The 26,592-nt window shown below is 66.1% G+C and carries 22 protein-coding genes, 1 other RNA gene and 1 pseudogene; 4 read left to right on the top strand and 20 right to left on the bottom strand.

All coding sequences use genetic code 11. The annotated features are described in order from the left end of the window. Positions 1-209: 209 nt before the first annotated feature. The 17 genes and pseudogenes from ftsZ to rsmH all read right to left on the bottom strand — a co-directional run bounded on the left by ftsZ (position 210) and on the right by rsmH (position 20,405). Positions 210-1,991 (bottom strand): cell division protein FtsZ, encoded by a 1,782-nt coding sequence (ftsZ, locus tag ACTUWL_RS25305; RefSeq protein ID WP_021077231.1) that lies wholly within the window; start codon positions 1,989-1,991, stop codon positions 210-212. 89 nt (positions 1,992-2,080) lie between these two features. Then, positions 2,081-3,397 (bottom strand): cell division protein FtsA, encoded by a 1,317-nt coding sequence (gene ftsA / locus ACTUWL_RS25300; protein ID WP_021077232.1) that lies wholly within the window; start codon positions 3,395-3,397, stop codon positions 2,081-2,083. Further along, a complete protein-coding gene (locus ACTUWL_RS25295; protein WP_035650259.1) occupies positions 3,394-4,401 on the bottom strand; it encodes a cell division protein FtsQ/DivIB in 1,008 nt (335 codons plus the stop codon). Before ACTUWL_RS25295 ends, ftsA begins: the two co-directional genes overlap by 4 nt. Next, positions 4,341-4,608: pseudogene (locus tag ACTUWL_RS25290) on the bottom strand (hypothetical protein); the annotation flags it as partial. The pseudogene ACTUWL_RS25290 and the gene ACTUWL_RS25295, both read right to left, overlap by 61 nt. A gap of 125 nt (positions 4,609-4,733) precedes the next feature. Then, complete coding sequence (locus ACTUWL_RS25285) at positions 4,734-5,720, bottom strand: D-alanine--D-alanine ligase family protein (RefSeq protein ID WP_021077234.1); 987 nt, start codon at positions 5,718-5,720, stop codon at positions 4,734-4,736. Further along, the gene (gene murB, locus ACTUWL_RS25280) at positions 5,720-6,637 is read right to left on the bottom strand and encodes a UDP-N-acetylmuramate dehydrogenase (RefSeq protein ID WP_021077235.1); all 918 of its coding nucleotides are present in this window, start codon (positions 6,635-6,637) and stop codon (positions 5,720-5,722) included. The genes ACTUWL_RS25285 and murB overlap by 1 nt, the downstream gene beginning before the upstream one ends. Positions 6,638-6,908: 271 nt before the next feature. Then, positions 6,909-8,312, bottom strand: a complete 1,404-nt coding sequence (murC, locus tag ACTUWL_RS25275) for a UDP-N-acetylmuramate--L-alanine ligase (protein WP_021077236.1) — start codon at positions 8,310-8,312, stop codon at positions 6,909-6,911. A 24-nt stretch (positions 8,313-8,336) separates the two neighbouring features. After that, positions 8,337-9,026 carry a hypothetical protein gene (locus tag ACTUWL_RS25270; RefSeq protein WP_021077237.1) on the bottom strand — a complete coding sequence of 230 codons (690 nt, stop codon included), beginning with the start codon at positions 9,024-9,026 and terminating at the stop codon, positions 8,337-8,339. Between the two features lie 9 nt (positions 9,027-9,035). Beyond that, positions 9,036-10,136: an undecaprenyldiphospho-muramoylpentapeptide beta-N-acetylglucosaminyltransferase gene (gene murG / locus ACTUWL_RS25265; protein WP_021077238.1), complete on the bottom strand. Its 1,101-nt coding sequence runs from the start codon at positions 10,134-10,136 to the stop codon at positions 9,036-9,038. A 35-nt stretch (positions 10,137-10,171) separates the two neighbouring features. Then, positions 10,172-11,323: a putative lipid II flippase FtsW gene (gene ftsW / locus ACTUWL_RS25260; RefSeq protein ID WP_021077239.1), complete on the bottom strand. Its 1,152-nt coding sequence runs from the start codon at positions 11,321-11,323 to the stop codon at positions 10,172-10,174. Between the two features lie 390 nt (positions 11,324-11,713). Next, positions 11,714-13,114, bottom strand: a complete 1,401-nt coding sequence (gene murD / locus ACTUWL_RS25255) for a UDP-N-acetylmuramoyl-L-alanine--D-glutamate ligase (RefSeq protein ID WP_021077240.1) — start codon at positions 13,112-13,114, stop codon at positions 11,714-11,716. Positions 13,115-13,122: 8 nt separating this feature from the next. Further along, complete coding sequence (mraY, locus tag ACTUWL_RS25250; RefSeq protein ID WP_021077241.1) at positions 13,123-14,229, bottom strand: phospho-N-acetylmuramoyl-pentapeptide-transferase; 1,107 nt, start codon at positions 14,227-14,229, stop codon at positions 13,123-13,125. A 10-nt stretch (positions 14,230-14,239) separates the two neighbouring features. Beyond that, entirely contained in the window at positions 14,240-15,673 is a 1,434-nt protein-coding gene (locus tag ACTUWL_RS25245; RefSeq protein ID WP_021077242.1) for a UDP-N-acetylmuramoylalanyl-D-glutamyl-2,6-diaminopimelate--D-alanyl-D-alanine ligase, read from the bottom strand. Next, a complete protein-coding gene (locus ACTUWL_RS25240) occupies positions 15,670-17,139 on the bottom strand; it encodes a UDP-N-acetylmuramoyl-L-alanyl-D-glutamate--2,6-diaminopimelate ligase (protein ID WP_021077243.1) in 1,470 nt (489 codons plus the stop codon). Before ACTUWL_RS25240 ends, ACTUWL_RS25245 begins: the two co-directional genes overlap by 4 nt. A gap of 49 nt (positions 17,140-17,188) precedes the next feature. Then, on the bottom strand, positions 17,189-18,946 hold the full coding sequence (locus ACTUWL_RS25235) for a peptidoglycan D,D-transpeptidase FtsI family protein (RefSeq protein WP_035650265.1): 1,758 nt from the start codon (positions 18,944-18,946) through the stop codon (positions 17,189-17,191). A gap of 11 nt (positions 18,947-18,957) precedes the next feature. Then, a complete protein-coding gene (gene ftsL, locus ACTUWL_RS25230) occupies positions 18,958-19,407 on the bottom strand; it encodes a cell division protein FtsL (RefSeq protein WP_021077245.1) in 450 nt (149 codons plus the stop codon). Positions 19,408-19,409: 2 nt separating this feature from the next. Continuing rightward, positions 19,410-20,405 (bottom strand): 16S rRNA (cytosine(1402)-N(4))-methyltransferase RsmH, encoded by a 996-nt coding sequence (rsmH, locus tag ACTUWL_RS25225; protein ID WP_021077246.1) that lies wholly within the window; start codon positions 20,403-20,405, stop codon positions 19,410-19,412. Positions 20,406-20,890: 485 nt separating this feature from the next. Here rsmH and ACTUWL_RS25220 point away from each other — a divergent pair, with 485 nt between their 5' ends. Next, on the top strand, positions 20,891-21,763 hold the full coding sequence (locus ACTUWL_RS25220) for an N-acetylmuramoyl-L-alanine amidase (protein WP_021077247.1): 873 nt from the start codon (positions 20,891-20,893) through the stop codon (positions 21,761-21,763). A gap of 71 nt (positions 21,764-21,834) precedes the next feature. Here ACTUWL_RS25220 and ACTUWL_RS25215 read toward each other — a convergent pair whose 3' ends face one another. Then, complete coding sequence (locus ACTUWL_RS25215) at positions 21,835-23,070, bottom strand: RNA polymerase sigma factor (protein ID WP_035650295.1); 1,236 nt, start codon at positions 23,068-23,070, stop codon at positions 21,835-21,837. Positions 23,071-23,138: 68 nt separating this feature from the next. Next, complete coding sequence (locus ACTUWL_RS25210) at positions 23,139-23,498, bottom strand: YciI family protein (protein WP_021077249.1); 360 nt, start codon at positions 23,496-23,498, stop codon at positions 23,139-23,141. Between the two features lie 147 nt (positions 23,499-23,645). On the opposite strand from ACTUWL_RS25210, the gene rnpB reads away from it, so the two are divergent. The 3 genes from rnpB to ACTUWL_RS25195 all read left to right on the top strand — a co-directional run bounded on the left by rnpB (position 23,646) and on the right by ACTUWL_RS25195 (position 24,939). After that, positions 23,646-24,060, top strand: an RNA gene (gene rnpB / locus ACTUWL_RS25205) — RNase P RNA component class A. 103 nt (positions 24,061-24,163) lie between these two features. After that, positions 24,164-24,343, top strand: coding sequence for a hypothetical protein (locus ACTUWL_RS25200; RefSeq protein WP_021077250.1), 180 nt, complete (start codon positions 24,164-24,166; stop codon positions 24,341-24,343). 68 nt (positions 24,344-24,411) lie between these two features. Next, positions 24,412-24,939, top strand: a complete 528-nt coding sequence (locus tag ACTUWL_RS25195; protein WP_021077251.1) for a hypothetical protein — start codon at positions 24,412-24,414, stop codon at positions 24,937-24,939. 195 nt (positions 24,940-25,134) lie between these two features. On the opposite strand, the gene ACTUWL_RS25190 is transcribed toward ACTUWL_RS25195, so the two are convergent. Next, a complete protein-coding gene (locus ACTUWL_RS25190; protein ID WP_021077252.1) occupies positions 25,135-26,589 on the bottom strand; it encodes a GntP family permease in 1,455 nt (484 codons plus the stop codon). Positions 26,590-26,592: the final 3 nt, after the last annotated feature.

The following is a 26,592-nucleotide window of genomic DNA, read 5'->3' as shown; positions in this document are numbered from 1 at the left end:
CCCCATCTCTGCCGCATTCGCGCCCAAGCTTAACCAAATTGCGGCAGCGAAAACGGCCCTCGGCGAGTGGCTATCTGACCACCGAAAGAATAATTAATGATTTAAAATCAGTTGCTTGCTGGCCAAGCACAACTGCATGCCCGTCTAAGGCAGAAGGCCCCGGCGGTTCCCCGCCGAGGCCTTCTTCGTCGTCAAGGTTGTAACAAACTTCAGTTTGCCTGCCGGCGCAGGAAGGCCGGGATATCAAGATGGTCGTCGCCCTGTGGCGCCGGAGCAACAGGCGCCTGACGGCCGTGAGCATCCAATCCCTGAGGGGCCGGTCGCTTTGCATACTCCGATACCGGCTGCTCGTTCGCCGAGATCTGCTGGGCAACGCTGCGGGCCGGCTTGCGCTCGGGCAGCGGGGGCATCGTCGGCATCGCCGGACCGGAGGCGCGGGCAGCGATCGGCGGCTCGGTCTCTTCGTCGCGGCGGCCGAGGCCGACATTGGCGAGCCGCTGCAGCAGCGACAGCCGGGTCTTCTGCGGATGCTCCGCCTCACCGTCACCGCTGGCCTGGCGAATCTCGGCCTGCGCCGGCATCGGCAGATCCTCGAACTTCGGCATCCGCGGTGCCCGCACCGGCGACCGCTCCGCCGCCTGCGGGATGAAGGTCTCGGGCGGCATCGGCTCGTGCTGCTCGGCCCTGGCCGCTTCGTGATCCGGGAACAATGTCGGCTTCTGAGCGATCGGCCGCACCGTGACGTCACCGTAGGAGGCTGGCTGCATCGGCGCCTGGGCGGCCGGTGCGCTGTCAGGGGCAACCGCCGCGGCGATCGCCGCGAGTGCGGCACGTTCCACCGCCGGGCGCGCCTGGGTCGCAGCAGCAATCGGAGCGACCGTCACGCCGGTCGGCGGCTCGAGCTTCTGGGCGCGCTCGGCCATACGCTGGTTGTCGGCACGCAGGCGTGCGGTCAGATCGGCGAGCCGGCTCTCCGGCGAACCGCCCTGTTGCTGCGCGGGGGCCTGGGCACGGGACGCAATCGCGGCCTGCTCGATGCCGGTCGCGACCACCGAGACACGAATGATGCCGTCGAGCGATTCGTCGAAGGTGGCGCCGACGATGATGTTGGCGTCGGCATCGACCTCTTCACGGATGCGGGTTGCGGCTTCGTCGACCTCGAACAGAGTGAGGTCCTTGCCGCCGGTGATCGAAATCAGCAGGCCGCGGGCGCCCTTCATCGACGAATCGTCGATCAGCGGGTTGGCGATCGCAGCTTCGGCGGCGGTCAGCGCGCGCTTCTCGCCGGTGGCCTCGCCGGTGCCCATCATCGCCTTGCCCATTTCCCGCATCACGGCGCGGACGTCGGCGAAGTCGAGATTGATCAGGCCTTCCTTGACCATCAGGTCGGTGATGCAGGCGACGCCCGAGTACAGCACCTGGTCGGCCATCGCGAACGCGTCGGCGAAGGTGGTCTTCTCATTGGCGACCCGGAACAGGTTCTGGTTCGGAATGATCAGCAGGGTGTCGACCACCTTGTGGAGCTCGGAGATGCCGTGCTCGGCGGTGCGCATGCGGCGCTGGCCTTCGAAGTGGAACGGCTTGGTCACCACGCCGACGGTGAGGATCCCCATCTCGCGGGCAGCCTTGGCGATCACCGGCGCAGCGCCCGTGCCGGTGCCGCCGCCCATGCCGGCGGTGACGAACACCATGTTCGCGCCGGTGAGATGATCGCGAAGCTCGTCCATCACCTCCTGCGCGGCCGCTGCACCGACATCGGGCTGCGAACCGGCGCCGAGGCCCTGGGTGACCTGGGTACCCATCTGGATGATGCGCTGCGCTTTCGACATCGTCAGCGCCTGCGCGTCGGTGTTGGCGACGACGAAGTCGACGCCCTGCAACCCGGCGGTGATCATGTTGTTGACGGCATTACCACCCGCGCCGCCGACGCCGAAGACGGTGATCCGCGGTTTCAGCTCGCTGATGTCAGGGGGTGTCAGATTGAGTGCCATGGTTGCCTCTCTCGATTATGCGCGCGTTGGTTCGTCCCGGCCGCTGGCCGCGGGAGCTGGTGAAAATGCAGTGAGCCGGGGGGCGGTCATCAGAAGCCCTCGCGAAGCCATCGTCCGACCTTTCCGAAGTAACCGTCCGTCCCTGTCCTAAGCTGCCGCGTGCGCCGCGGTTCGACATGTTCAAGGTGAGCGTATTGCGGATAAACCAGGAGGCCCGTCGGCACAGAGAACGAGGCGCCCTTCGCCTCGTTCGGCAGCCGGCCGAAGCCGAGCGGGCGGCCGATGCGCACCTGACGGTTCAGGATCCGGGTAGCAAGCTCGACGGTGCCGGTGAGCTGCGACGCGCCGCCGCTCAGCACGACGCGCGCCCTCGGCTCTGCCGCAAAGGGGGAATCCGCGAGCCGGTCACGGATCATTTCGAAAATCTCCTCGGCGCGATGCCGGACAATGTTCGCGATCGTGGCGCGAGACACGATTTGCGGGGTCTCCCGATCATCGCCTGCAGTGGGAACGGACATCAGCTCGCGCGAATCCGATCCGCCGGTCAGCACCGTGCCGTATAAAGTCTTGATTCGCTCGGCATCCGCAATGCACGCGCCGATGCCGCGCGCAAGATCCATCGTGATGTGTTGCCCGCCGAGCGCAAATCCGGATGCGTGCACGAGGCGGCCGCCGGAATAGGTCGCGATCGTGGTCGAGCCCGCGCCCATCTCGACGACGGCAGCACCGAGGTCGGCCTCGTCGTCGGTCAGCACCGACAGACCCGCGACATAGGGGCTCGACGCCATGGCTTCGACGTTGAGATGGCAGCGCTCGACCACCAGCATCAGGTTCTTGGCGACCGTCGCATCCGACGTCACCACGTTCATGTCGACGCCGAACTGGCGCGCCACCATGCCCCTGGGATCGCGGATGCCCTTGACGCCGTCGAGCGCGTAGCCGACCGGCAGCGCGTGCAGCACGGTGCGGCCGGCGCCGGCGGCGTGACGCATGCCGGCGGAGGTGACGCGGCTGATGTCGTCAGCGGTCACCGAGCCGCCGCGGATATCGGCCGCGGCCTCGACCAGCTGGCCATGCTGCCTGCCGCCGGAGACCGACAGCAGAACGGATTCGACACGGACCTTGGCCATGCGCTCGGCCAGCGCCACGGCATGGCGCACCGCCTTCTCGCATTCGGCGAGGTCGACGACGGAGCCGGCCTTGACGCCGCGCGACTGGATCTGGCTGTAGCCGATCAATTCGACCGCATGGGTGCGGCCGCGCAGCGCCTCGTTCGGCGGCGACGGCTTGAGCCGCGCGATCATGCAGGCGATCTTGCTGGAGCCGACGTCGAGCGAAGCCACCATCGCGGTGCGCTTCGGCATCGGACGGGTCTTCGGGGTCAGATTGCGATCGAGGCCGGTCATGCGCTGTCACCGGCCTTCTTCTTGGACTTCTTGTCCTTGAACAGTTCGTCGCGCGCCTTGCCGGCTTCCTCGGACAATTGCACGATCAGCCGATCGGGCAGCCGCATGTCGACGGCGACGATGTCGCGCGAGAACAGCTTGTCGTCCTTGTCGAGCTTGGAGAGCGCGGCGAGTGCGTTGCCGACATCGTTCTCCGGCAGGCGGACGTCGAGGCCGTCCTTGAGGCGCAGGTTCCAGCGCCGCTCACCGACGAAGATCGCGGCCTTGGTCACCGCACGCACCTGCGGATAACGGTCGAGCAGCGCCAGGAAGTCCTGGGCGCGCGTGTCGGCGCCCTTGCCTACCACCAGCGGCAGGTTGAGGAAGCGGCGCGTGACGTAGGGCTCGAGCACGGCGCCGTCGGAGGCGATCACCGACAGGCGGCCGTTCTGTTGCCACAGCGCGAAGGCGGTGCGCTCGACGATGTCGATCTGCAGCCGGCCCGGATAGAGTTTCAGGATCGTGGCATCCGCGATCCAGGGATTGGCCTTCAGCTTGGCGCGCACGGTATCGGCGTCGAGGAACAGCAGCGAGGAGCGGCCATTGACGCCGCCGATCGCGAGCACCTCGTCCTGGCTCAGCTGCTTGCGGCCGTTGATGCCGACGGTGGTGATGCGGAAGCCCGCGGAATTCGCCAGCGCGTTGCGGGTGTCGCTGAGCGCCGTGGTGAATTCCTCGACATGGCCGCCCCGGACGATGCCGAAGCCGACGCTGCCGAACAGGATCGCGAGCGTCGCGACCAGCCCGATGCGGCGCGGCAGATAGTGCTCGACCATCTGGATGTAGCGGTTCGGCGGCTCGCGATCGATCAACTGCGGCCGCTTGGCGGGACGCTGCCGGCGGCGAGCGAGATGGGCGCCGACATACTCGCGCAGCAGCACTGCCGCTCCAATAGCGGCTGCTCTCAGGTCAGCTTGGGGCCCCAGCGATCGCACCGATCGGGTGAGGCGTCCTGCACCATCCATTGCACGAACTCGTCACGTGTTGTGCCCGCAAACCCTGCGGATCCCGGCACAAATCACGTCTCGGCTAGACCGGTGGGATTAGAGTGGCCCCCTGTTCCCTGGTTGCGATCCTCGAAGCGGTAATCCGCGACAGCTCACGCCCCGGCAGCCAAGCGCTACATGCGCCGCCAGCGTTAACCTTCGGGCTTCCTGGTAAACAAACGGTAAATGAGTTCGGCCTGGAGTGAATTTTGATCAACGCTTTGAGTACTTTGCCGCGAACCCGTCAGCATTTTTGCAACAGCGCCGGGTTCCATCGTACCGAGTCGTGCGGGTTCCCCACCCGTCCGGCCTTAACGTCTGGCGCGGCGGCGGCCGAGCTCGATCTGGTCGCCCAGGAAGTCGGCAAACCCGATCCCCTGTGCTTTCAAGGCCTTAGGGTAAAGTGATGCCGCGGTCAGCCCGGGCAGCGTGTTGGTCTCGAGGTAGACCGGGCCATTAGCCGACACGATGAAGTCGCTCCGCGAGTAGCCGGTGCAGGACAGCGCGCGGTGCGCCCGCAACGCATGGTCCATGATCGCGGCGCTGACCTCGGGCGCGAACCGGCCGGGACAGATCTCCTGAGTCGACTTCAAAAGGTATTTGGCTGTGTAGTCGAAGCCTCCCTCCGCCGGCACGATCTCGATCGGCGGCAGCGCGAACACTGAGCCGTCGGATTGCTCGAGCACGCCGCAGGTCGCCTCCACGCCCGAGACGAAGGGCTCGATCAGATAGTCTTCATGCTTGGCCGCGTTGCGGACCGCGACGAGGTCCTGCTGCGCGTTGACGAAGATCAGCCCGTAGCTCGATCCGTCCTTGGCGGGCTTTGCGATCAGTTTGCCGTGCTTCGCGAAGGCGTCGTCGATCTGCTCGACGCTGATGCCCTGCGGCGCGTTGATGCCTGCGATCGCGGCAAAACGCTTCGCCGACGGCTTGTCGAACGCCAGGTGCGACGACGCCGAGCCGGAGCCGGTGAACGCGACGCCGCGCATCTCGCACATCGCCTGCAATTCGCCATTCTCGGCGCGGCCGCCGTGCAGGCCGAGCACCAGCACGCGCTGCTCGGCGCTTGCCTTGTCGAGCGCCTGGTCGAGCGCGATGCCATGACCGGGCGGCCTGAAATCAACCTCGAACGGCCGCGCGTGGCCGAGCAGCTGTTCGGACGTCACCGCATGCACGGTGTCGTCGACGTCCCAGAACCAGAGTTCCGCGCCCGGCAGCGCGCGATGCAGCGCCTGCGCGCTCGCCACCGAAACCAGCCGCTCCTTGTTGGTGCCGCCGAACAGAATGGTCACCGTCATCAGCTTGTCCCGATCCGCTTGATTTCCCAGTGCAGCTCAATCCCGCTGGTCTGCTTGACCCGTTCACGCACCGTCTCGCCGAGCGTCTCGATATCGTGCCCGGTGGCGTTGCCGGTGTTGATCAGGAAATTGCAGTGCATCTCCGAGACCTGCGCGCCGCCGACCTTGAGGCCGCGGCAACCCGCGGCGTCGATCAGCTTCCAGGCGCTGTTGCCGGGCGGATTCTTGAAGGTCGAGCCGCCGGTCTTTTCGCGGATCGGCTGCGCGGTCTCGCGATGGGTCTGCACCTCGTTCATGCGGGCGCGGATCGCATCCGCATCGGTGATCCGGCCGCGGAAGCGCGCCGAGGTGAAGATAACGGACGCATCGACGCCGCTGTTGCGATAGACGAACTTCATCTCGGCATTGCCGAACGTGTGCCTGGTGCCGTCGCGACTGACGCCGGTCGCCTCCACCAACACATCCTTGGTCTCGCCGCCATTGGCGCCGGCATTCATGCGCAGTGCACCGCCGATCGTACCGGGGATGCCGAAGAAGAATTCCATGCCGCCGATATTTGCCGCAGCCGCCGTCTCGGCGACGCGCTTGTCGAGTGCCGCGGCACCGGCGGTGACGACATCACCGTCAGCACTGGTCTCGCCGAATGCGCGCGGCGCCAGCCGGATCACCACGCCGGGCATGCCGCCGTCGCGCACGATCAGGTTGGAGCCGACGCCGACGACATAGACCGGCAGCTCCCGCGGCAGGCGCTTCAGGAAGTAGGCGAGATCGGCTTCATCGGCAGGCGTGAACAGCACCTGCGCCGGGCCGCCGACACGAAACCAGGTCAGCTCGGCCAGCGACTGGTTGGCCAGCAGCCGCCCGCGCAGCTCCGGCATCGCGGCTTTCAGGTCGGGCGTGATGTCGGGGAAGGTCATGATGCGGCAATTAATGCAAGAGCTGGATTGAGAGCGCAGCGTGCTGCGATTTCCGTCAGCGCCTGGGGCTCACCCCTCTCCCCACCCCTCCCCCGCAAGGGGGGAGGGAGCCGGATGAGCGTGCTCGCCTCACCCCGTATCATGCTTCCGCTCTGACTCGTTGAGTGAGTTAGGGACGTACCAGCGGATGGGTTCCCTCCCCCCTTGCGGGGGAGGGTTAGGGAGAGGGGTGAGCCGCACGGGCGGTGTTCGTAAAGGGCGACGACCGTCATCACCCCAGCGCCTTCAATTCGCCGGGCAGTGCATAGGCCCATTGCGTGATGTTGCCGGCGCCGAGGCATACGACGAGGTCGCCGGACTTGGCGAGGCCGTGAACGATCTTTGCAAGTTCGCCCGGGTTCGGCAGCGGCACCACGTTGCGATGGCCGTGGGCGCGCAGGCCGGCGGCGAAATGGTCGCGGTCGACACCTGCGATCGGCGCCTCGCCGGCCGGATAGACCTCGGCGACCACGACCGCATCGGCGTCGTTGAAGCAGGTGCAGAATTCCTCGAACAGCGACTGCAGGCGGGTGTAGCGATGCGGCTGCACCACGGCAATGATCTTGCCGTCGGTGGATTCCCGCGCCGCCTTCAGCACGGCTGCGATCTCGACCGGATGATGGCCGTAATCGTCGATCACGGTGATGCCATTGGTCTCGCCGGTCTTGGTGAAACGCCGCTTGACGCCACCGAAGCCGGCCATCGCCTGGCGGATCACGTCGTCGGACACGCCGAGCTGATGCGCGACCGCGATCGCCGCAGTCGCATTGGATGCGTTGTGGCGCCCGGGCATCGGCAGCATGATGTCCTCGATCTCATGCGTCGCGCCGGTCTTGCGATCGCGGATCGCCACCTTGAATTTCGAGCCGCCACCCATCGGCGTCAGATCCAGCAGCTGCGCATCGGCCTGCGGATTCTGACCATAGGTGATGATGCGGCGATCCTCGATCTTGCCGACCAGGGTTTGTACCACCGGGTGATCGGTGCACATCACGGCAAAGCCGTAGAACGGAACATTCTCGACGAAATTGCGGAACGCATCCTGGATCGCCTCGAAGGTCTTGAAGTGATCGAGATGCTCGGGATCGATGTTGGTGACGATGACCACGTCGGACGGCAGCTTCAGGAAGGTGCCGTCGCTCTCGTCGGCCTCGACCACCATCCAGTCGCCGGCCCCGAGCCGCGCGTTTGAGCCGTAGGCATTGATGATGCCGCCATTGATCACGGTCGGATCGAGCCCCCCGGCGTCAAGCAAGGTCGCGACCATCGTGGTCGTGGTGGTCTTGCCATGGGTGCCGGCGATCGCAACGCAGCTCTTCAGCCGCATCAATTCGGCCAGCATCTCGGCGCGCCGCACCACCGGAATGCGCCGCTCACGCGCCGCCATCAGCTCGGGATTGTCGCGCTTGATCGCAGTCGAGACCACGACGACGTCGGCGCCGTCCACGTTCTCCGCGGTGTGGCCGACCGAAACCTTGGCGCCCTTCTTGCGCAGCCGGTCGAGATTGTAATTGTCGGACGCGTCCGAGCCCTGCACGGTGTAGCCGAGATTGATCAGCACCTCGGCGATACCGCTCATGCCGATGCCGCCGATCCCGACGAAGTGAATGGGTCCGATCTCGCGCGGCAGTCTCATGATCGTCGTTCCTCTTGGAGCGCTTCAATCGCTGTTTGGCGCAATGACAACAAGAATCGCATAGTGCTCGATGCTTCCATATGGTCGCGGGCTTCCCAGAAGACTTTCCAACGAAAAGGGCTGAAGGCACACCTGATCTATAACCGGTTGAGACAAGTCAATCGGATAAAATCCCTCCATGAGCCATTTGAAAGTTCCGGAGCTATTGCAATCAAGCCCGATCTCTTGCAGCTGCGATCTGTATTTCATCAAGTCGGAAAGGAACGGCAGATCCCATCCAAGTTGCGTATTGTAATAAGAGGTCGCGATTTCAAGGCACTTGAACTCCACCTCAGGCTTGAGCAAAACGCGTCGGCCAACAAGCCGCTGCTGCCTGCACGCATGCCCCGCGGCTTGGTGATTGAGGAGACACCATGGATGGTCCGCAGCCAACACAGGGACCATATCCGTGAAAGCAACGAACGCGGCCACGCGCATTCGTTGAATGGTTTCCGCGTGCGACGAACTGCCTTCGACATTGCCCAGCCAATCTGACACAGGCGCGGTTCCTGTATCCGTCCATTGGGTGGCGGCCCACGCTTTTCGAAGCTCCGGCGGTGCGAACGGGTTGTCCGGAGACCCAATCGACCTCAGTGAAATCATCCGGTTATCATAGGAATGGAAACCGCGGAGCGGCCCAAGAACAGCTTCAACTTCTGTAGCGTTGACCGTCATGCGCCCCTTTTACAACGCAGCTACCTTCGCCACCAGATCAGCCAGCCGCTCGGCGGCATCGAGCCGGCCGACACTGCGCGCGGCGTCCGCCATCGCGGTCAGTCTCGAGGGCTCGGCGGCGAAGGCCGAGATCTCGGCCGCCAGCCGCTCCGGCGTGAAGTCGCCCTGCGTGATGCGCAGCGCGCCGCCTGCCTGCGACAGCACGCCGGCATTGGCGAACTGGTCCTGATCGATCGCGCCCGGCAGCGGCACCAGGATCGAGGGCCGGCCGATCGCGGCGAGCTCGGCCACGGTGCCGGCGCCGGAACGCGAGATCACCAGCTGGCTCGAGGCCAGCCGTGCCGGCAGGTCGGCGAAGAACGGCGCCAGCTCGGCGTTGATCTTGAGCCGGTCGTAGACCGCGCGCACCCGCTCCATGTCCTCTTCACGCACCTGCTGGGTGACGATCAGGCGACTCCACAGCGCGGGATCGAGCTGCTCGATCGCCGGCGGCACGATGTCGCTCATCACCCGCGCGCCCTGGCTGCCGCCGACCACGAGCAGGCGCAGCGGCCCGTTCACTTCGGGCGGTGTGTATTTCACCGCAGCCGCGGCAAGGATCGCCGGGCGCATCGGCGTGCCGACGGTGGTGGCCTTGCCGGCGAGGGCCGGATCGCGATCGAGCACGCCGGGCAGCGAGGTCGCGATCGCGTTGACGCGGCCGGAGAGGAAGCGGTTGGCGCGGCCGAGCACCGCATTGGCATCATGGATGATCCCGGGAACGCCGAGCATCCGCGCCGCCACCAGCGGTGGCAAGGTGGGATAGCCGCCGAAGCCGACCACGGCCGCAGGCTTCAGCCGGCGCATCACATTGGCGGCGACCAGCGTGCCGTAGCCGAGCATCAGCACGGTTTGTGCGAGCGAGATCGGGTTGCGGCTGCGCACGGTCGCGCTCGGCACCAGCTCGATGCTCTCCTTGCCGAACAGGCCGGAATAGCGCAGCGCGCGGCCGTCGGTCGCGAGCCGGACCCGCAGGCCACGCCTGATCAGTTCCACGGCGAGCGCTTCGGCCGGGAACAGATGGCCGCCGGTTCCGCCGGCCGCCAGCAGAATCAGGGGCGGATTGTCCATAGCTTCCAGATAACTGACGCCGCAGTCACAGTCACCTACGCGTAGGCGCGCTGCGCGCTGGCGCCCTCCATCGATTCGATCTCGGTCCGCGGCCGCTGCCGGGTCAGCGCCAGCATCATGCCGACGCCGTAGGCGAGCGAGACGAACGACGAGCCACCATAGGAGATGAACGGCAGCGTCATGCCCTTGGCCGGGATCAGTTGCAGATTGACCGCCATGTTGATCGTCGCCTGCACGCCGAACAGGATCGCAAGCCCAGAAGCGGCAAAGCGCGAGAACATGTCCTCGGTGGCATAGGCCCGCGTCAGCGTGCGGATCACGATGAAGCCGAACAGCGCGACCAGCATCAAACAGAGGATGATGCCGAACTCTTCCGCCGCGACCGCGAACACGAAGTCGGTGTGACTGTCCGGCAGGCTACGCTTGGCGATGCCCTCGCCCGGACCGAGGCCGAACCAGCCGCCGTTCCAGAAGGCTTCCATCGCGGTGTCGACCTGGAAGGTGTCGCCGGAGGCCGGATTCATGAAGCGCTTGATGCGGCCGGCGACGTGCGGCACCAGCAGATAGGCGCCGAACAGGCCGGCGCCGGCGGCGCCGGCGAGCCCGAACACCCAGATCATCCGCATGCCCGCGATGAAGAACAGCGCGCCCCACACGGTGAGGATCAGCATGGTCTGACCGAAGTCGGGCTCCATCACCAGCAGCGTCACCAGCGTCAGCAGCAGCACCAGTGCCATCGAGGTCGCCGGCATCTCCGGCCGCTTGGTCGATTCCGCAAACAGCCATGCCGCAACGATCACGAAAGCGGGCTTGGCGGCTTCGGAGGCCTGGATGTTGACCCCGAGCAGCGTGATCCAGCGCCGCGAGCCCTTGACCTCGGGCCCGATCAGCAGCGTCAGCACGATCAGCGCGATCGCGACCGCGAACACGATCAGCGCGGTGCGCCGGATCTGCCGCGGCGTCATGAACGACACCCCGATCAGCACGATCAGCGACGGCACCAGGAACATGACGTGGCGGTTGAAGAAGTGGAACGGATCGAGCCCGATCCGGGTCGCGACCGGCGGGCTCGCCGCCAGCGACAGGATGACGCCGGCCAGCATCAACGCGGCGATCGCGACAAGCAGCAGCTTGTCGACGGTCCACCACCAGTCCGAGAACGGGGTGCGTTGGTCACGGGCGAGCATGGGCGTCCCCAGATGGCAGAGATAACGTCCATTCGTGGCGCAGGATGGTTTCCAAGGGGTTAACGGGTTGGGTAACTTTTGAGGGAGGTGGATTTGTCGCCTCAAGCACACTGTCGTCCTGGCGAAAGCCAGGACCCATAACCACCGCACTCAGTAATGAACGGGATCGCGGCCCCGGCGTCGCGCAACAATTGAGATTTGGGGTAATGGGTCCTGGCTTTCGCCAGGACGACACCGAACGTGTTGCGAAACCCATCCCATAACTCGGGCCCGTCGTCATTCCGGGGCAGCCCGCAGGGCTGAGCCCGGATTCCATTCATCCATCTAGCATTGGCCCGATGGATTCCGGGCTCGCGCTTCGCGCGCCCCGGAATGACGGAGAGGTTGTGCCTACACCACCGGCTTGACGCCGGGCAGCGCCTGGACGATGTCGCGAAAGGCGTTGCCGCGGATTTCGAAATTGCGATACTGGTCGAACGAGGCGCAGGCCGGCGACAGCAGCACGACGGCCTCACTCAGCCCGGACACCTCGGCATCGCGCGCGGCGCTTGAGATCGCGACCTCGAGCGTGCCGGACATCTCGTGCGGCACGTGCGCGCCGAGCGTGCCGGAGAATTCGGCCGCCGCCTCGCCGATCAGATAGGCCTTGCGGATGCGCGGGAAGTATTCGGTCAGCCCCGTGATGCCGCCGGCCTTCGGCTTGCCGCCGGCGATCCAGTAGATGTCGGCGAACGACGAGAGCGCATGCGCCGCCGCATCGGCATTGGTGCCCTTGGAGTCGTTGACGAACAGCACGTGGCCGCGGCGACCGACCTGCTCCATGCGGTGCGCGAGGCCCGGGAAGCTGCGCAGGCCGTTCTGCAGGACGTCGCTGGCGACGTCCATCGCCAGCGCGCAGGCCGAAGCACATGCGGCGTTCTGCGCATTGTGCAGGCCGCGCAGCGAGCCGATGCCGCCGAGACGCGCGATCTCGCTGCGTGCCGCACCCTGCGCACGCACGATGGTCTCGTGCTCGACATAGAGGCCGTCGGGCAGCGGGTTCTTCACCGAGATGCGGACCACGCGGTTGCCGGCACGATCGAGCCGGTCGGCGATGTTACGGCACCAGATGTCGTCGACACCGACAATTGCAGCGCCGCCCTGCTGCACGCCGGCGACCAGCCGCTCCTTGACCGCGGCGTAATGCTCCAGCGTGCCGTGGCGATCGATGTGGTCTTCGCTGATATTGATCAGGATGCCGACCGAGGGATCGAGCGACGGGGTGAGATCAATCTGATAGGACGACATCTCGACGACATGGACCCGGCCCATCCGCGGCGGCTCCAGCGACAGGATCGCAGTGCCGATATTGCCACCCATCTGGGTGTCGTAGCCGGCAACCTTCATCAGATGCGCGATCAGCGCGGTCGTGGTCGACTTGCCGTTGGTGCCGGTGATGGCGACGAACGGCGCGTTCGGCGCGTGACGGCGCCGCTCGCGGCAGAACAATTCGACGTCGCCGATCACCTCGACGCCGGCCTCGCGCGCTTTCAGCACGCTCCAGTGCGGCGCCGGATGGGTCAGCGGCGCACCGGGGGTCAGGATCAGCGCGGCGAAATTCACCCATGATACGGTACGCAGGTCGGCAGTGGTGAAGCCGGCCTGCGCCGCCCTCGCGACATTGTCGGCATTGTCGTCGGCCGCGATCACCTCCGCACCACCGGCCTTCAGCGCGTGGCAGCTCGCGAGCCCCGAGCCGCCGAGCCCGAACACCGCGACCGTCTTGCCTGCGAAGGAGGTGACCGGGATCATGGCGGGGCTCAGCGCAGCTTGAGGGTGGAGAGACCGGCGAGCGCCAGCATCACCGAGATGATCCAGAACCGGATCACGATCTGCGGCTCGGTCCAGCCCTTCTGCTCGAAATGATGATGCAGCGGCGCCATCCGGAACACGCGTTTTCCCGTGAGCTTGAACGAGGTGACCTGCACGATCACCGAGACCGCCTCCAGCACGAACAGGCCGCCGATCACAGCGAGCACGATCTCGTGCTTCACCGCGACCGCGGTGGCCCCCAGCATGCCGCCGAGCGCAAGCGAGCCGGTGTCACCCATGAAGATCGAGGCCGGCGGCGCGTTGAACCAGAGGAAGCCCAGGCCCGCGCCAAGCACCGCGCCGCATAGCACCGCCAGTTCGCCGGTGCCGGCGACGTAATTGATCTGCAGATATTCCGAGAACACCGCGTTGCCGGTGAGATACGAGATCATGCCGAAGCTTGCCGCCGCGATCATGACCGGCACGATGGCGAGACCGTCGAGGCCGTCGGTCAGGTTCACCGCATTGCCGGCGCCGACCATGACGAAGGCACCGAAGATCACGAAGAACCAGCCGAAATTGATCACGAGGTCCTTGAAGAACGGAATCACGAGCGAGGTCGAGGACACGTCGCGCCCGAGCCGGACCAGCGCGTAGGTGGCGGCGAGGCCGATCACCGCCTCGATCAGCAGGCGGAGCTTGCCGGCGAAGCCGCTATGTGACTGCTTTGTGACCTTCAGATAGTCGTCATAGAAGCCGACGAAGCCGAAGCCGAGCGTCACCGCCAGCACGATCCAGACATAGGGATTGAGTGGATTGGCCCAGAGCAGCGTCGACACCACGAGCCCGGACAGGATCATCAGCCCGCCCATGGTGGGCGTGCCCTTCTTGGAGATCAGATGCGACTGCGGGCCGTCGGTGCGGATCGGCTGGCCCTTGCCCTGCCGCAGCCTCAAATGATCGATGATCCAGGGCCCGAACAGGAACACGAACAGCGCGCCGGTCACCATTGCGCCGCCGGTGCGGAAAGTGATGTAGCGGAACACGTTCAGGGCGCTACGGAATGCGCCAAACCCCGGAACGGTGTTGGACAGCTCGATCAACCAGTAGAACATTCAAAGGGTCCTATACCGCTTCTTCGTGCGCGGGTTTGTCGGGGAAGCGCTTTTCCAGCGCGCTGACAATGCGCTTCATCTTCGATCCCAGCGAGCCCTTCACCATGATCACGTCGCCGGCACGGACCGCGGCGACGGCCTGCGCCTCGAGTGCCGCCGAGCTCTCGGCATAGCCTCCCCGCTTGCCGGTGGAAAGGGCATCCCACAAATTCCGCATCAGCGGACCACAACAATATACGAGGTCGATGCGGTTGGCGGTCACGGCCTCGTTGAGGTTACGATGCAGCTCGGGCCCGGTCGGCCCGAGTTCGAGCATGTCGCCGAGCACCGCGATGCGCCGACCATGCGCCCCGGTCGGGGCCTGGCCGAGCACGTTGAGCGCGGCGCCCATCGAGGCCGGGTTGGCGTTGTAGCTCTCGTCGATCAGCGTCGCCTCGCCATGGCCGACCTCGAGCGTGCGACGAAGACCGCGGCCGGTCGGCGCCTCGAGTTGCGACAGCGACAGCGCCGCACGCGCGATATCGGCGCCGAGCAGCGCGGCCCCCGCGAGCACCGCGAGCGAGTTCATCGCCATGTGGCGGCCGGGCATGCCGATCTTGTAGGTGATGTCGTGATCCAGGATATCCGCATGCACCGCCGAGCAGGTCGCGTGCAGCGAGAGGTCGATCAGCCGCGCTTCGGCACGCTTGTCGGCACCGAACGAGACGATGCGCGAGATGCCGGCCTTCTTCGCCTGCTTCTGCAGCCGCGCGAATTGTCCGTTGTCGCGGTTGAGCACAACGGCACCGTCCGGCTCGAGTCCGGAAAAGATCTCCGCCTTGGCGTCGGCGATCGCCTCGATGCCGGCGAAGAATTCCAGATGCACCGGCTCGATCGTGGTGATGATGGCGACGTGCGGCCGCACCATCTTCACCAGCGGAGTGATCTCGCCGGCATGGTTCATGCCGATCTCGAACACCGCAAAGCGCGTGCTCGCCGGGCAGCGCGCCAACGACAACGGCACGCCCCAGTGATTGTTGAACGATGCGACCGAGGCATGGGTCTCGCCCTGTGCCGATAGCACGCGACGCAGCGCCTCCTTGGTCGAGGTCTTGCCGACCGAGCCAGTTACCGCGATGATCTTCGCATTGAGCCGCGCGCGCGAGGCATGCGCGAGTTCGACGAGGCCGGCGAGCACGTCGTCGACCACCAGGAGCGGCGCCTCGGCGGGAAATTTTTCGCGTTGCGCGGCTTCGACCACGGCAAGGCCGGCGCCGGCCTTCAGCGCCGCCTCGACGAAGGCGTGTCCATCATGGACGTCACCCTTGATGGCGAAATAGGCCTCGCCCTTTGCAATGGTGCGGCTGTCGATCGAGAGACCGGTGACGCCGTCCGGCAACGCGCCTTGCGTCGCGGCGCGCATCGCGGTCGCCATCGCATCCGAGGTCCACAACATCGTGCTCATGCGCCCTCCTCGGCCAATGCTTTTGCGACCGCTTCATGATCGCTGAACGGCAGCGTGGTGCCGCCGACGATCTGCCCAACCTCATGGCCCTTGCCGGCCACGACCAGCGCATCGCCCGGCGCGAGGCCGGCGATCCCGGCGCGGATCGCTTCGGCACGGTCCCCGATCTCGCGCGCGCCTTTTGCGGTCGCCATGATCGCAGCACGGATCGCCTCGGGCCTCTCGCTGCGCGGGTTGTCGTCGGTGACGATGATTTGATCGGCATTCTCGGCGGCGATCGCGCCCATGATCGGACGTTTTCCCGCATCGCGGTCGCCGCCGGCACCGAAGATCACGACCAGCCTGCGCTTGGCATAGGGCCGCAGCGCCTGCAGCGCCTTGGCGAGCGCATCGGGCTTATGCGCGTAGTCGACGAAGATCGGCGCGCCATTGTGCTCGCCGACCAGTTCCAGCCGGCCCTTGGCGCCTTCGAGATGTTCGAGGCAGCCGAACACGTCATCGGCAGCGCTGCCGGTGCCGATCGCGAGACCTGCCGCGACCAGCGCGTTCTCGATCTGGAATTCCCCGACCAGCGGCAGCCGGATCGCATAATTGCGTCCGCGATGCGCGATCGCGAGCCTCTGGGCAAAGCCTTCGATCGCGGCGTCGGCGAGCCTGATGCCCTCGCCCGCGTCCGCGTTGCGGCCGACGGTGATGATGCGCAGGCCGCGCGTCCGCGCCGCGTCGATCACCTCGGGCGAGCAATCATGATCGGCCGAGATCACTGCCGCGCCGCCGTCGACGACGAGATCGCGGAACAGCCGGAGCTTGGCATTCAGGTAATGCGCGACGTCGGGATGATAATCCATGTGGTCGCGCGACAGATTGGTGAAGCCGCCGGCCTGGATGCGCACGCCGTCGAGACGATACTGGTCGAGCCCGTGCGAGGAGGCCTCGAACGCCAGATGGGTGACGCCGTCGCCCGCGATCTCGTCGAGCTGGCGATGCAGCGCGATCGGATCCGGCGTGGTCAGCGAGCCGTAAACAGTGCGCTTGTCGGAGACGAGACCGATGGTGCCGATGCTTGCGGAGGAGTGACCGAGCCGCTGCCAGATCTGGCGCGTGAAGGCGGCGACCGAGGTCTTGCCGCTGGTCCCGGTCACCGCCGCGATCGTCGCGGGCTGGCGCGGATAGAACGTGGCGGCGGCGAGCGCCAGCGCGCGGCGCGGATTGGGCGTGACGACGAATGGAACGCGAGGCGTGCCCTGCGGCCGATGGTCGCCGGCAATCGCAACCGCGCCTGCGGCGATCGCCGCATCGACGAAGCGCGCGCCATCGGTCTTGCTGCCCGACAGCGCGAAGAACAGATCACCCGGCTTCACCGCACGGCTGTCGACCGCAAGCCCGCCGACGACCGTGGCATCGGCACTTGGATCGCCCTTTGGATCGATCGTGGCATCGGCGCTGAAGAGGTCGCGAAGTCTCATGATCTTCCAGTCTGGCCGGCGCCGTTCTGGCGCCGCGTGTTTATACGCCTTACTGGGTTGCTCTCGATGCCGCAAGAATAAGGCGGTCGGACGGCGGCAGGTCGAAGCGCGGTTCGACGCCCAAAAGCGGCGCAATTCGGGCGATCACATTGCCACCGGTCGGCACCGCGTTCCAGCCCGAGGTTATGAAACCATAGGTTTCCTTCAGGGGCTGCGGCTCGTCGAGCATGATCAGCAGCTGGTATTTCGGATTGTCGGCGGGCAGGATCGCGGTGAAGGCGTTCAACACGCGCTTCTTGGCGTAGCGGCCGTTGATCACCTTCTCCGCGGTGCCGGTCTTGCCGCCGATATAGTAGCCCTTGACGTCGGCCTTCTTCGCGGTGCCGATCTCGGCGTTCAGCCGCATCAGATAACGCATCTTGTCCGAGGTCTCGGGCTTGATGACGCGTCTGGCCAGCGCCATCGCCTCCTGCTCGCTGCGCTTCAGGAAGGTCGGCGGGATCAGATAGCCGCCATTGACCAGCGCGTCGATCCCCATCACCGCCTGCAACGGCGCCACCGCGATGCCATGGCCGAACGAGATCGTCACCGTATTCAATTCGCCCCACTTCTTCGGCACGATCGGCGAGGCGCTCTCCGGTAGTTCGGTGCGCAGTCGCTCGAGCTGCCCCATCTTGCGCAGGAAGGCCTTGTGCGCGTCGACCCCCATCGCCAGCGCGATGCGCCCGGCGCCGATGTTGGAGGAATAGTAGAACACCTCCTTCATGTTGATCATGCGGCCCATGTTGTGATCGTCATGGATCGCAAACTTGCCGTAGTGCAGCGGACCGCGCGCATCCCACATCGAGTTGAGGTCGAACCGGCCGGAGTCGAGCGCCATCGCCAGCGTGAACGCCTTGAAGGTCGAGCCCATCTCGTAGACGCCGGTGGTCAGTCGGTTGATACGGTCCGGATCGTGCGCCTCCTTCGGATTGTTCGGATCGAAATCCGGCAGCGACACCATCGCGACGATCTCGCCGGTGCGCACGTTGGAGACGAGACCCGAGGCCGCCTTGGCCTTGAATTTCTCCTTGGCCTTGATCAGTTCGTCGCGCAGCGCGTGCTCGACGCGGAGGTCGATCGACAATTCGACCGGCTTCTGCAGCCGGTCGGTGGCGAAGCCCGCGCGGTGCAGATCGGCCAGACCGTTATTGTCCAGCCACTTCTCCATGCCGGCGATGCCCTGGTTGTCGATGTTAACGAGGCCGATCAGGTGGGCGACCTCGTTGCCGGTCGGGTAGACGCGCTTGTTCTCGCGCAGGAAGCCGACGCCGGGAAGACCGAGGCGGTGGATGTCGAGCTGCTGCTTCGGTGTGATCTCGCGCTTCAGCCAGACGAAGCCCTTGCGCGACGACAGGCGGTCGCGCACCTCGCTGGTGTCCAGATCGGGCAAGGCCCCGGTCAAGAGCTCGATCGCCTCGTCCTTGTCGATCAGCCGGCGCGGCTCGGCGAACAGGCTCGGCGCCTTGACGTCGGTCGCGAGGATCGCGCCGTTGCGATCGGTGATGTCGGGCCTGGCGGTCGCGATCGCGTCCTGCGAGGCGGTGCGCCGCGCACCATGGCTGTCGGCGCCGACCGCGAACAGCATGAGCCGCCCGGCCAGCACGCAATAGACCGCGGCGAAAGCGAGGATCGCAAGACCGACGCGCGCGCGCGCCTTGGCGGCACGGTCGACATTGCTGCCGTACAACAGCGAGCGGATCAGCCGCTGGCGCAGCGGCTCGGCGGATTTCGCTGCCGGTTTGTTGGCGGGCGCCGGATCGATCATGGCTGGTCCGGTCATTGCTGGTCTCCGCCGCCCTGCCCGGACTCATCGGACGCGGGCTGGTCGGCGGCTGGCTGGTCGGCCGCCGCCTTGTCGATCGATCCGGTCGTGCTGTCGGGCGCGACGGCGGCCTCGATGGTGTCGATCATCGCGCCGATCGGATCGCGCGAACCGGGCCGCGTGAAGCTCGGCGGCCGCTCCGGCAGGTTCTTCAGGGAATCATACTGGTTGGCGTTGACCGGCTTCAGCGGCAGATGCCGCTCGGCCAGTCCCTGCAACCTGAGCGGCGCATCGAGCTTGGCCCATTCGGCGCGCAGGGTGGCGATCGCGTTGCGCTGCTCGCGGATCTCGGCATTGAGCTGCAGCACGCGTTCGACGCGCGCGGTCGATTCCATCTTGATGCGGTAGACGTAGGACGCCGCGAAGATCAGCATGCCGATGACGAGGAGATGAAGGAGGCGCATCGTCAGCCTCCTCGCTTCAGGTCGGCGAGGCGCGGCCAGGACGGCAAGTCGTCGTCCGCATGCGCCGGCGTCGCGGTGCGTTCGGCTGCGCGCAGTTTTGCGGAACGCGCGCGCGGATTGGCCGCGATCTCGGCCTCGCCGGGCACCACCGGACGCTTGGTCAGGATCTGAAAGCTCGGCGCCGCCTGTGCGACCTCGGGCAGATGCCGCGACCCGGCCGAAACCTTGCCGCGCTCGCTGAGGAAATTCTTGACGATACGGTCTTCAAGCGAATGGAACGAGACCACGGCGAGCCGGCCGCCGGGCTTCAGCACGCGCTCGGCCGCCGCGAGCGCCAGATAGAGCTCGTCGAGTTCTTCATTGACGAAGATGCGCAGCGCCTGAAAGGTCCGCGTCGCCGGATGGATCTCGTTCGGCTTGGCGCGCACGACTTTCGCGACAATGTCGGCCAGCGCGTCCGTCGTCGTGATCGGCGCATCCCTGCGCGCGGCGACGATGGCGCGTGCGACGCCGCGCGAATGGCGCTCCTCGCCGAAGATGTAGATGATGTCGGCGAGCTGCTTTTCGGTCGCGGTGGCCACCACGTCCGCCGCGGTCGGGCCGTTCTGCCCCATTCGCATGTCGAGCGGGCCGCCCAGGCGGAAGGAGAATCCGCGCTCGGCCTGGTCGAGCTGCATCGAGGAGACGCCGACATCCATCACGACGCCGTCGACCGTCTCTGCGCCCTGCGCGGCGCAGACCTCGGCAAGATCAGAGAAGCGCGCCTCGACCAGCGTCAGGCGGCCGCCTGCACCGTCGACCAGGTCGAAACCGCCCGCGATCGCGGTGCGGTCGCGGTCGATGCCGATGACGCGGGTTCCTGCGAGATCGAGGATCATGCGGCTGTAGCCGCCGGCGCCGAAGGTGGCGTCGACATAGACGCCGTCGGCGCGCGGCGCGAGATACGCGACCGCCTCGCGGCCCAGCACCGAAATGTGGCGGGGCGCACGCTCGCTCATGCGCCGCCCCCGGACGGGGCCGCGTAACTGGCATGCAAGCTGGCTGCGCGCCGACTCATTGCGTCTCGAATCCTCGCGCCTTACCCGACCATTCCGGTGAAAAAGCCGCTGCGTGATCCCAGCGCCAACTCCCGTCCTCGGCCGCAAATCCTGATATCCGACCGGAATTGGGAGGGTTTCCATGGGATTTCGCGCAACAGCGGACCTTGGCCGTCCCCCGAGACCGGTTCGGCACTTCACCTCTCAGTAACGGCACTTAACGTTAAGAAAACGTTGATGATCGGTTAGCGGAATCGCGCGACTTTGATCGGCTTTCGAGTGATAGCCTCGGCGTTCGCTCCGGGCATCCAGCGCGCGGGCAACCTGCAGCCGATGGAACCCGAGAGGCCGATTGCGCGGCCCTGCACGGTAAAGGAATAGTAAACGCCTATTTGTTTATCGATATGTCAAAATGCGTACTCCAAGTTTGGGTTTGAGTGATTCGTATGGCTTCTGGTTCGTCCTCGTCCGGCAACGCTGATTCGAAGCGTCAGCGCGTCCTTCCTGTTCCGAAGGGCGTGGCCGACGTGAAGACGTTCACGCCGGATTCCTCGATCGCCTCCGACGTCATCCCGTCGGTCAATTTCGGCGACCGCGCGGGCGACCGGCAGCCCGACATGATCCTGCTGCACTACACCGGCATGCCCGATGTCGAGGGCGCAATCGCCCAGCTCTGCACCGCCGGCACCGAGGTCTCGGCGCATTACATCGTGCTCGAGGACGGCCGCATCGTGCAATGCGTGCCGGAGAGCAAGCGCGCCTGGCACGCCGGCGTCTCCGCCTGGGCCGGCGAGGAGGACATCAATTCCTGCTCGATCGGCGTCGAGATCATCAATCGCGGCCACGATTGGGGCTATCCCGACTTCCCGCTGCGCCAGATCGCGGCCGTCATCGCGCTGTGCCGCGGCATCATGCTTCGCCGCAGGGTGGCGCCGCATCGCGTGCTCGGCCATTCCGACGTGGCGCCGGGGCGCAAGAAGGATCCCGGCGAGAAATTCCCGTGGCACTCGCTGGCTAATTCCGGCGTCGGGCACTGGGTGCAGCCGGCGCCGATCGTGCGTGGCGACGCGCTGCAGCTCGGTGCGATCAGCGACAACGTCTCCAACATGCAGGCTGCGTTCCGCCGTTACGGCTACAACATCCCGACCAACGGCAAGTTCGATGGCCCCACCATGGAGGTCGTCACCGCCTTCCAGCGTCATTTCCGCCCCGAGCGCGTCGACGGGATCGCCGACCGCTCCACCATGGCGACGCTGCACGCGCTGCTCGAGAGCCTGCCGCCGGATGCGGCGGCGCAAGTCGCGGCGAAGGCGAAGTAGCACCAGCGATCGCGCGCTCCATCGTCATTGCCAGCGAAGCGGCGAAGCTATGACGGAGAGTGACGCGACGATCACCCCAGCTCGGCGATCCGGCGTGCATAGAGCCGCCGCAGCGGCTCGAGTTGCGTCGCCGCGGTGGCCGCGAGATACGCCTGCCGCGCTTCGTCCTTGCGGCCGAGGCGGCGCAGCAGGTCGGCGCGCACCGCGGGCAGCTGGTCATATCCCTTCAAGGTGCCGCGCGCATCCAGCGCATCGATCAGATCGAGCGCGCGCGCCGGACCGTCGACCATCGACACCGCAGCGGCGTGATTGAGCTCGATCACCGGCGATGGGCTGATGCGGAGCAGCACCTCATAGAGGCCGGCGATCTGCGGCCAGTCGGTGTCCTTGTAACTTGGCGCACGCGCATGCAGTGCGGCAATCGCGGCCTGCACCGCATAGGATTGCGGCCGGCCCGGCAGCTGCAGCGCCGCCTCGACCAGCCTGACACCGTCGGCGATCTGCTCTACATCCCACAGCGAACGGTCCTGCTCCTCGAGCAGCACGATGTCGCCGCCGGCGGTCTGGCGGCCGGCGCGGCGCGCATCATGCAGCAGCATCAGCGCCAACAGGCCCTTGATCTCGCCCCGCGCCGGAATCAATCCATCGAGCAGCCGCGCCAGCCGGATCGCCTCGCGCGCAAGATCGGGCCGCATCAGGTCCTCCCCGGCGGTCGCGGCGTAGCCTTCGGTGAAGACGAGATAGATCACCGCGAGCACGCCTGACAGCCGCGGCTCCAGCGCCTCGCGCTCCGGCACCTCATAGGGAATGCCGGCGAGCTTGATCTTCTGCTTGGCGCGCAGCAGGCGCTGCGCCATCGTGTCTTCGCTCACCAGGAAGGCGCGCGCGACCTGCGCCGTCGTCAGCCCGCACACCGTGCGCAAGGTCAGCGCAACCTGCACCTCGGCGGCAAAGGATGGGTGGCAGCAGGTGAAGATCAGCCGCAGCATATCGTCGTCGAGCGTCGCATCGGCCGGCTCGGACGATGGCTCCGCATCCAGCAACAATTGATGCGTCAACTCCTGCTGCTTGCCGCGAAACGTCACCGCGCGGCGGACGCGGTCGATCGCCTTGTTGCGTCCGACATTGACCAGCCAGGCGCGCGGATTGGCGGGGAATTCACCGATCGGCCAGCGCTGCAGCGCGACCGCGAAGGCATCCTGCAGCGCATCCTCGGCCAGATCGAAATCGCCGACGAGGCGGATCAGCGTGGCGAGCGCCCGGCCCGCCTCGTCGCGAAACACTTTTTCGATCTGGCTCGGGGTCATGACCATCGATCGTTGCTCGGCGGCCGCGCCCGGCGACGCGACCGCCGTGTTCATCGGAGATGACGGCGCTATCGCGGGTTGTCGTAGATCATGACAGGCCTGACTTCGATCGAGCCGGTCTTGGCACCGGGAATCCGCGCCGCGAGGCCGAGCGCAGTGTCGAGATCCTTGGCCTCGACCAGATAGTAGCCGCCGAGTTGTTCGCGCGTTTCGGCGAACGGCCCGTCGGTCGTCAGCGTCTTGCCATCGCGGACCCGCACCGTGGTCGCCGTCGACACCGGCTGCAGCCCGTCGCCAGCCTTGAAGTGCCCGCTCTGGATGATGGACTGGGTGTAAGCGCCGTACTCCGCCGTCACCGCCTTGCGGTCGTCGGCATTCATACGGCCATATTCCGCGTCGCTCCGGTAGATCAGCAACAGGTACTGCATCTCATCTCTCCTCTTGATCGGCTGGATCGCCGACACCCAGTCGAACGGGCGGCAGGCGGGACGACTGTTCAGGATAAATTATTTTGGCGGCCCTGGCGGGGCTAATCCGGCTTGACGGGACCGCCCGAAACGCCCATGCCATGGACGTCAGTCGGCCGGACGGCCGCTCCCGCTGGTGCCGAAAGGCCGCGGGGGAGGAAAGTCCGGGCTCCATCGACATACGGTGCCGGATAACGTCCGGCGGGGGCAACCCCAGGGAAAGTGCCACAGAGAACGAACCGCTCCCTCCTCGGAGGAAGTAAGGGTGAAAAGGTGCGGTAAGAGCGCACCGCGTGTCCGGCAACGGAGACGGCATGGCAAACCACACCGGGAGCAAAACCGAATAGGGACGGCAACGCGGTTAGTTCGCGCATGCGCGATAACACCGCAGGGCGATGTCAGGCCCGCTGTCCGGGTAGGTTGCTCGAGGCAAGGTGCAAACCTTGTCCCAGAGGAATGGCCGTCACGTACCATTCGAAAGAACGGTGCCCTACAGAACCCGGCTTACAGGCCGGCTGATACTTTGGAGTATGAGGGGCCCGGCGCAACACGCCGGGCCCCTCGCCATATCCGGCACCACAATCGCGCCTCATCTGCTAGACTACCCGCTTCGCGGAGGATCGCAGATGGATCTTCAGAAGATCATGGCGAAGGCCCGAGACGTCGCCAAGAGCACCGGCACGATCACGACCGAACAACTCAACGGCCTGTGCCCGAACAGTATGGAGCCCGAAGACATCGCGACTCTCTTCGCGGCTCTGCGGACCGAGGGAATTCGCCTCAAGGACGACGAAGCAGAAAAGTAACAGCCACTCGCTGGAACTGGACGTGTCCGTCTGCCCGAGATTCAAGAAAATCAAGAGGAGGAATGGTAATGTCTGTCGCCTGCAAGTTCGAACGCAGCATTCTCAGCCACGAGGAATACGAGGCCATCCGCCTGACACATCACCCCGCCATCTACGGCGTCGAGGTGGCTGAGCTCGAGGCGATGCGACCCCGCTTGCGCAAGATGCGCGACAAGGAGCGAACGGTCGGCCGCCACAAGCAGCGTGAGAGCCGCGGCAAGACCGAGGCGCGCGGGACGAGCTTTCCGGGAACCGCCGCGCATGCTTCGGAACGGAAGCAAGTATTTGCGGCGGCGCTGAAGCGGGTGAACACGGAGCTCAGGCGCCAGCACAATCTGGCGACCCGGACGGCGCATGTCGAAGCCGCCCGTAAGGCCCTCGCGCTGCACCGGGCCGCGAACTTCACGACGCGTCCCCCGGCCGGTGCCACCGCGAGCGAAGGCATGGCGCCGAAGCCAAGTGAACGCCGACGAAAGATCATTGCAGGCACGAAGATCGGACGGGTGTCGCAGGCGACCAAAGTCGCCCAAGCCGTGCGCGACGCGCGTGGTGCTTGACGCCGTCTTGTTGGTTCCGGGCGGTGCCTGGCATCGCTCCCAAAATTGCGGCTCGTCAGGACACGATCTCCTGCAGCGTTGGCCATCAGCGCCTCGGGCGCGGTGACGTTCGGCGAGTGGCTGGCGTCGATCTCGAAAGAGCGCCAGCCGTCGCCGTCCTGCGTCGCCAGGCCCATCTGCGCGGCGGTCGGCGCGTCAAAACGACCCGAACGCGGTGCCGATTGCGATCACCGCGATGAGTGCGATGACGGAGTTCATGATCCCGACCATGACGATGTCGAGATAGCTGTCGCGATGCGTAAGGCCGCAGATCGCGAGCAGGCTGACAACCGCGCCATTGTGCGGCAGGATGTCCAAAGTTCCGGAGCCAATCACCGCCACACGGTGCAAAAGGCCGGGCTCGATGCCTGTCTGCGCGGCAAGTTCCATATATGTCGGCCCCAGCGCATCGAGTGCGATCGTCAAGCCGCCGGAGGCCGATCCCGTCAGCGCGGCAAGCATGTTCGTCGCCACCGCAAGTGACACCAGCGGGCCGCCTTCGATTCCCAGCACCCAGTCGCGCACCGCGCCGAAGGCGGGCAGCGACGCGATAACCGCGCCGAAACCAACCAGGCTCGCAACGCTCAACGCCGGCAGGACGGACGCATTGGCGCCGGCGTCCATGGTTCGCCGCAGCGCGGCCAGTCTCGTCCAGTTGCACAGGATGACGGTTGCAATCGCGGCCGCCAGCGCGACGACGACCGACCAAACGCCGGCGACCGCCGGCAGCGACGTGCTTCCCCAGCGCTGCTCGGCCAGGAATGCGAAATCAAGCCGCGGCAGGATGAGAAGCGACATCGCCAGGTTGACGGCGACGACGACGATCAGGGGCAGCACGGCGTTGAAGATCGGGACGGCCGCTTCGCTGCGATGCCCGTGGCGTATCTCCGCCGGGTCGAATTCCCGCGCCGTCGTCGCCCGCTCGCGCACCAGCTCATCATCGGCTGCGTCGCCGGACGCCGGCGGCGGCTCGGCGCCATAGCCCTCGTTTGCGCGGCGGGCCGTCTTCTCCGCCCGCAGCAACCACCACAGCCCGATGCCGAGCATGACGATCGCGGCCACGATGCCTAGGCCGGGCGCCGCGAACGGCGTCGTGCCGAAGAACGGCATGGGGATCGCATTCTGGATCGACGGCGTGCCCGGCAGCGCCGACATCGTGAAGGTCGAAGTTCCGAGGATGACCGCCGCCGGCACCAGGCGGCGCGGAATCCCCGCCGTGCGAAACAGCGATTGGGCCATCGGCACGATGACAAAGAACGCCACGAACAGGCTGACGCCGCCATAGGTGACCAATGCACCGGCAAGCACGACCGCAAGGATGACTCGGCGCTCGCCCAACCGCTCGGTCATGAAGCCTGCGACCGCTGCCACCGCGCCGCTGTCGTCCATCAGCTTGCCGAACACGGCCCCGAGCAGAAAAATCGGAAAGAACTGCGCGAGAAATTCCGCCGCGCTGGTCATGAAGGTCTGCGTCCAGCTCGCGAGCAAGGGCTGACCGCCGAATGCCGCGGCCACCAGCCCACAGAGCGGCGCCAGCAAGAGGACACTCCAGCCGCGGAACGCGAGACAGACCAGCAGGCCGAGCCCGACGAGAATGCCGAGAAGCCCCATCGC

Source organism: Bradyrhizobium sp. WCU1 (genome assembly GCF_053474805.1).
Note: the sequence above shows the minus strand (reverse complement) of the source record. Positions and strands in the feature narration are given on the sequence as shown.

What these genes read in the sequence shown, in the direction of transcription:
- ftsZ (WP_021077231.1), bottom strand. Translation starts at nt 1,991, where the DNA reads ATGGCACTCAATCTGACACCCCCTGACATCAGCGAGCTGAAACCGCGG.
- ftsA (WP_021077232.1), bottom strand. Translation starts at nt 3,397, where the DNA reads ATGACCGGCCTCGATCGCAATCTGACCCCGAAGACCCGTCCGATGCCG.
- ACTUWL_RS25295 (WP_035650259.1), bottom strand. Translation starts at nt 4,401, where the DNA reads ATGGATGGTGCAGGACGCCTCACCCGATCGGTGCGATCGCTGGGGCCC.
- ACTUWL_RS25285 (WP_021077234.1), bottom strand. Translation starts at nt 5,720, where the DNA reads ATGACGGTGACCATTCTGTTCGGCGGCACCAACAAGGAGCGGCTGGTT.
- murB (WP_021077235.1), bottom strand. Translation starts at nt 6,637, where the DNA reads ATGACCTTCCCCGACATCACGCCCGACCTGAAAGCCGCGATGCCGGAG.
- murC (WP_021077236.1), bottom strand. Translation starts at nt 8,312, where the DNA reads ATGAGACTGCCGCGCGAGATCGGACCCATTCACTTCGTCGGGATCGGC.
- ACTUWL_RS25270 (WP_021077237.1), bottom strand. Translation starts at nt 9,026, where the DNA reads ATGACGGTCAACGCTACAGAAGTTGAAGCTGTTCTTGGGCCGCTCCGC.
- murG (WP_021077238.1), bottom strand. Translation starts at nt 10,136, where the DNA reads ATGGACAATCCGCCCCTGATTCTGCTGGCGGCCGGCGGAACCGGCGGC.
- ftsW (WP_021077239.1), bottom strand. Translation starts at nt 11,323, where the DNA reads ATGCTCGCCCGTGACCAACGCACCCCGTTCTCGGACTGGTGGTGGACC.
- murD (WP_021077240.1), bottom strand. Translation starts at nt 13,114, where the DNA reads ATGATCCCGGTCACCTCCTTCGCAGGCAAGACGGTCGCGGTGTTCGGG.
- mraY (WP_021077241.1), bottom strand. Translation starts at nt 14,229, where the DNA reads ATGTTCTACTGGTTGATCGAGCTGTCCAACACCGTTCCGGGGTTTGGC.
- ACTUWL_RS25245 (WP_021077242.1), bottom strand. Translation starts at nt 15,673, where the DNA reads ATGAGCACGATGTTGTGGACCTCGGATGCGATGGCGACCGCGATGCGC.
- ACTUWL_RS25240 (WP_021077243.1), bottom strand. Translation starts at nt 17,139, where the DNA reads ATGAGACTTCGCGACCTCTTCAGCGCCGATGCCACGATCGATCCAAAG.
- ACTUWL_RS25235 (WP_035650265.1), bottom strand. Translation starts at nt 18,946, where the DNA reads ATGATCGATCCGGCGCCCGCCAACAAACCGGCAGCGAAATCCGCCGAG.
- ftsL (WP_021077245.1), bottom strand. Translation starts at nt 19,407, where the DNA reads ATGCGCCTCCTTCATCTCCTCGTCATCGGCATGCTGATCTTCGCGGCG.
- rsmH (WP_021077246.1), bottom strand. Translation starts at nt 20,405, where the DNA reads ATGAGCGAGCGTGCGCCCCGCCACATTTCGGTGCTGGGCCGCGAGGCG.
- ACTUWL_RS25220 (WP_021077247.1), top strand. Translation starts at nt 20,891, where the DNA reads ATGGCTTCTGGTTCGTCCTCGTCCGGCAACGCTGATTCGAAGCGTCAG.
- ACTUWL_RS25215 (WP_035650295.1), bottom strand. Translation starts at nt 23,070, where the DNA reads ATGACCCCGAGCCAGATCGAAAAAGTGTTTCGCGACGAGGCGGGCCGG.
- ACTUWL_RS25210 (WP_021077249.1), bottom strand. Translation starts at nt 23,498, where the DNA reads ATGCAGTACCTGTTGCTGATCTACCGGAGCGACGCGGAATATGGCCGT.
- ACTUWL_RS25200 (WP_021077250.1), top strand. Translation starts at nt 24,164, where the DNA reads ATGGATCTTCAGAAGATCATGGCGAAGGCCCGAGACGTCGCCAAGAGC.
- ACTUWL_RS25195 (WP_021077251.1), top strand. Translation starts at nt 24,412, where the DNA reads ATGTCTGTCGCCTGCAAGTTCGAACGCAGCATTCTCAGCCACGAGGAA.
- ACTUWL_RS25190 (WP_021077252.1), bottom strand. Translation starts at nt 26,589, where the DNA reads ATGGGGCTTCTCGGCATTCTCGTCGGGCTCGGCCTGCTGGTCTGTCTC.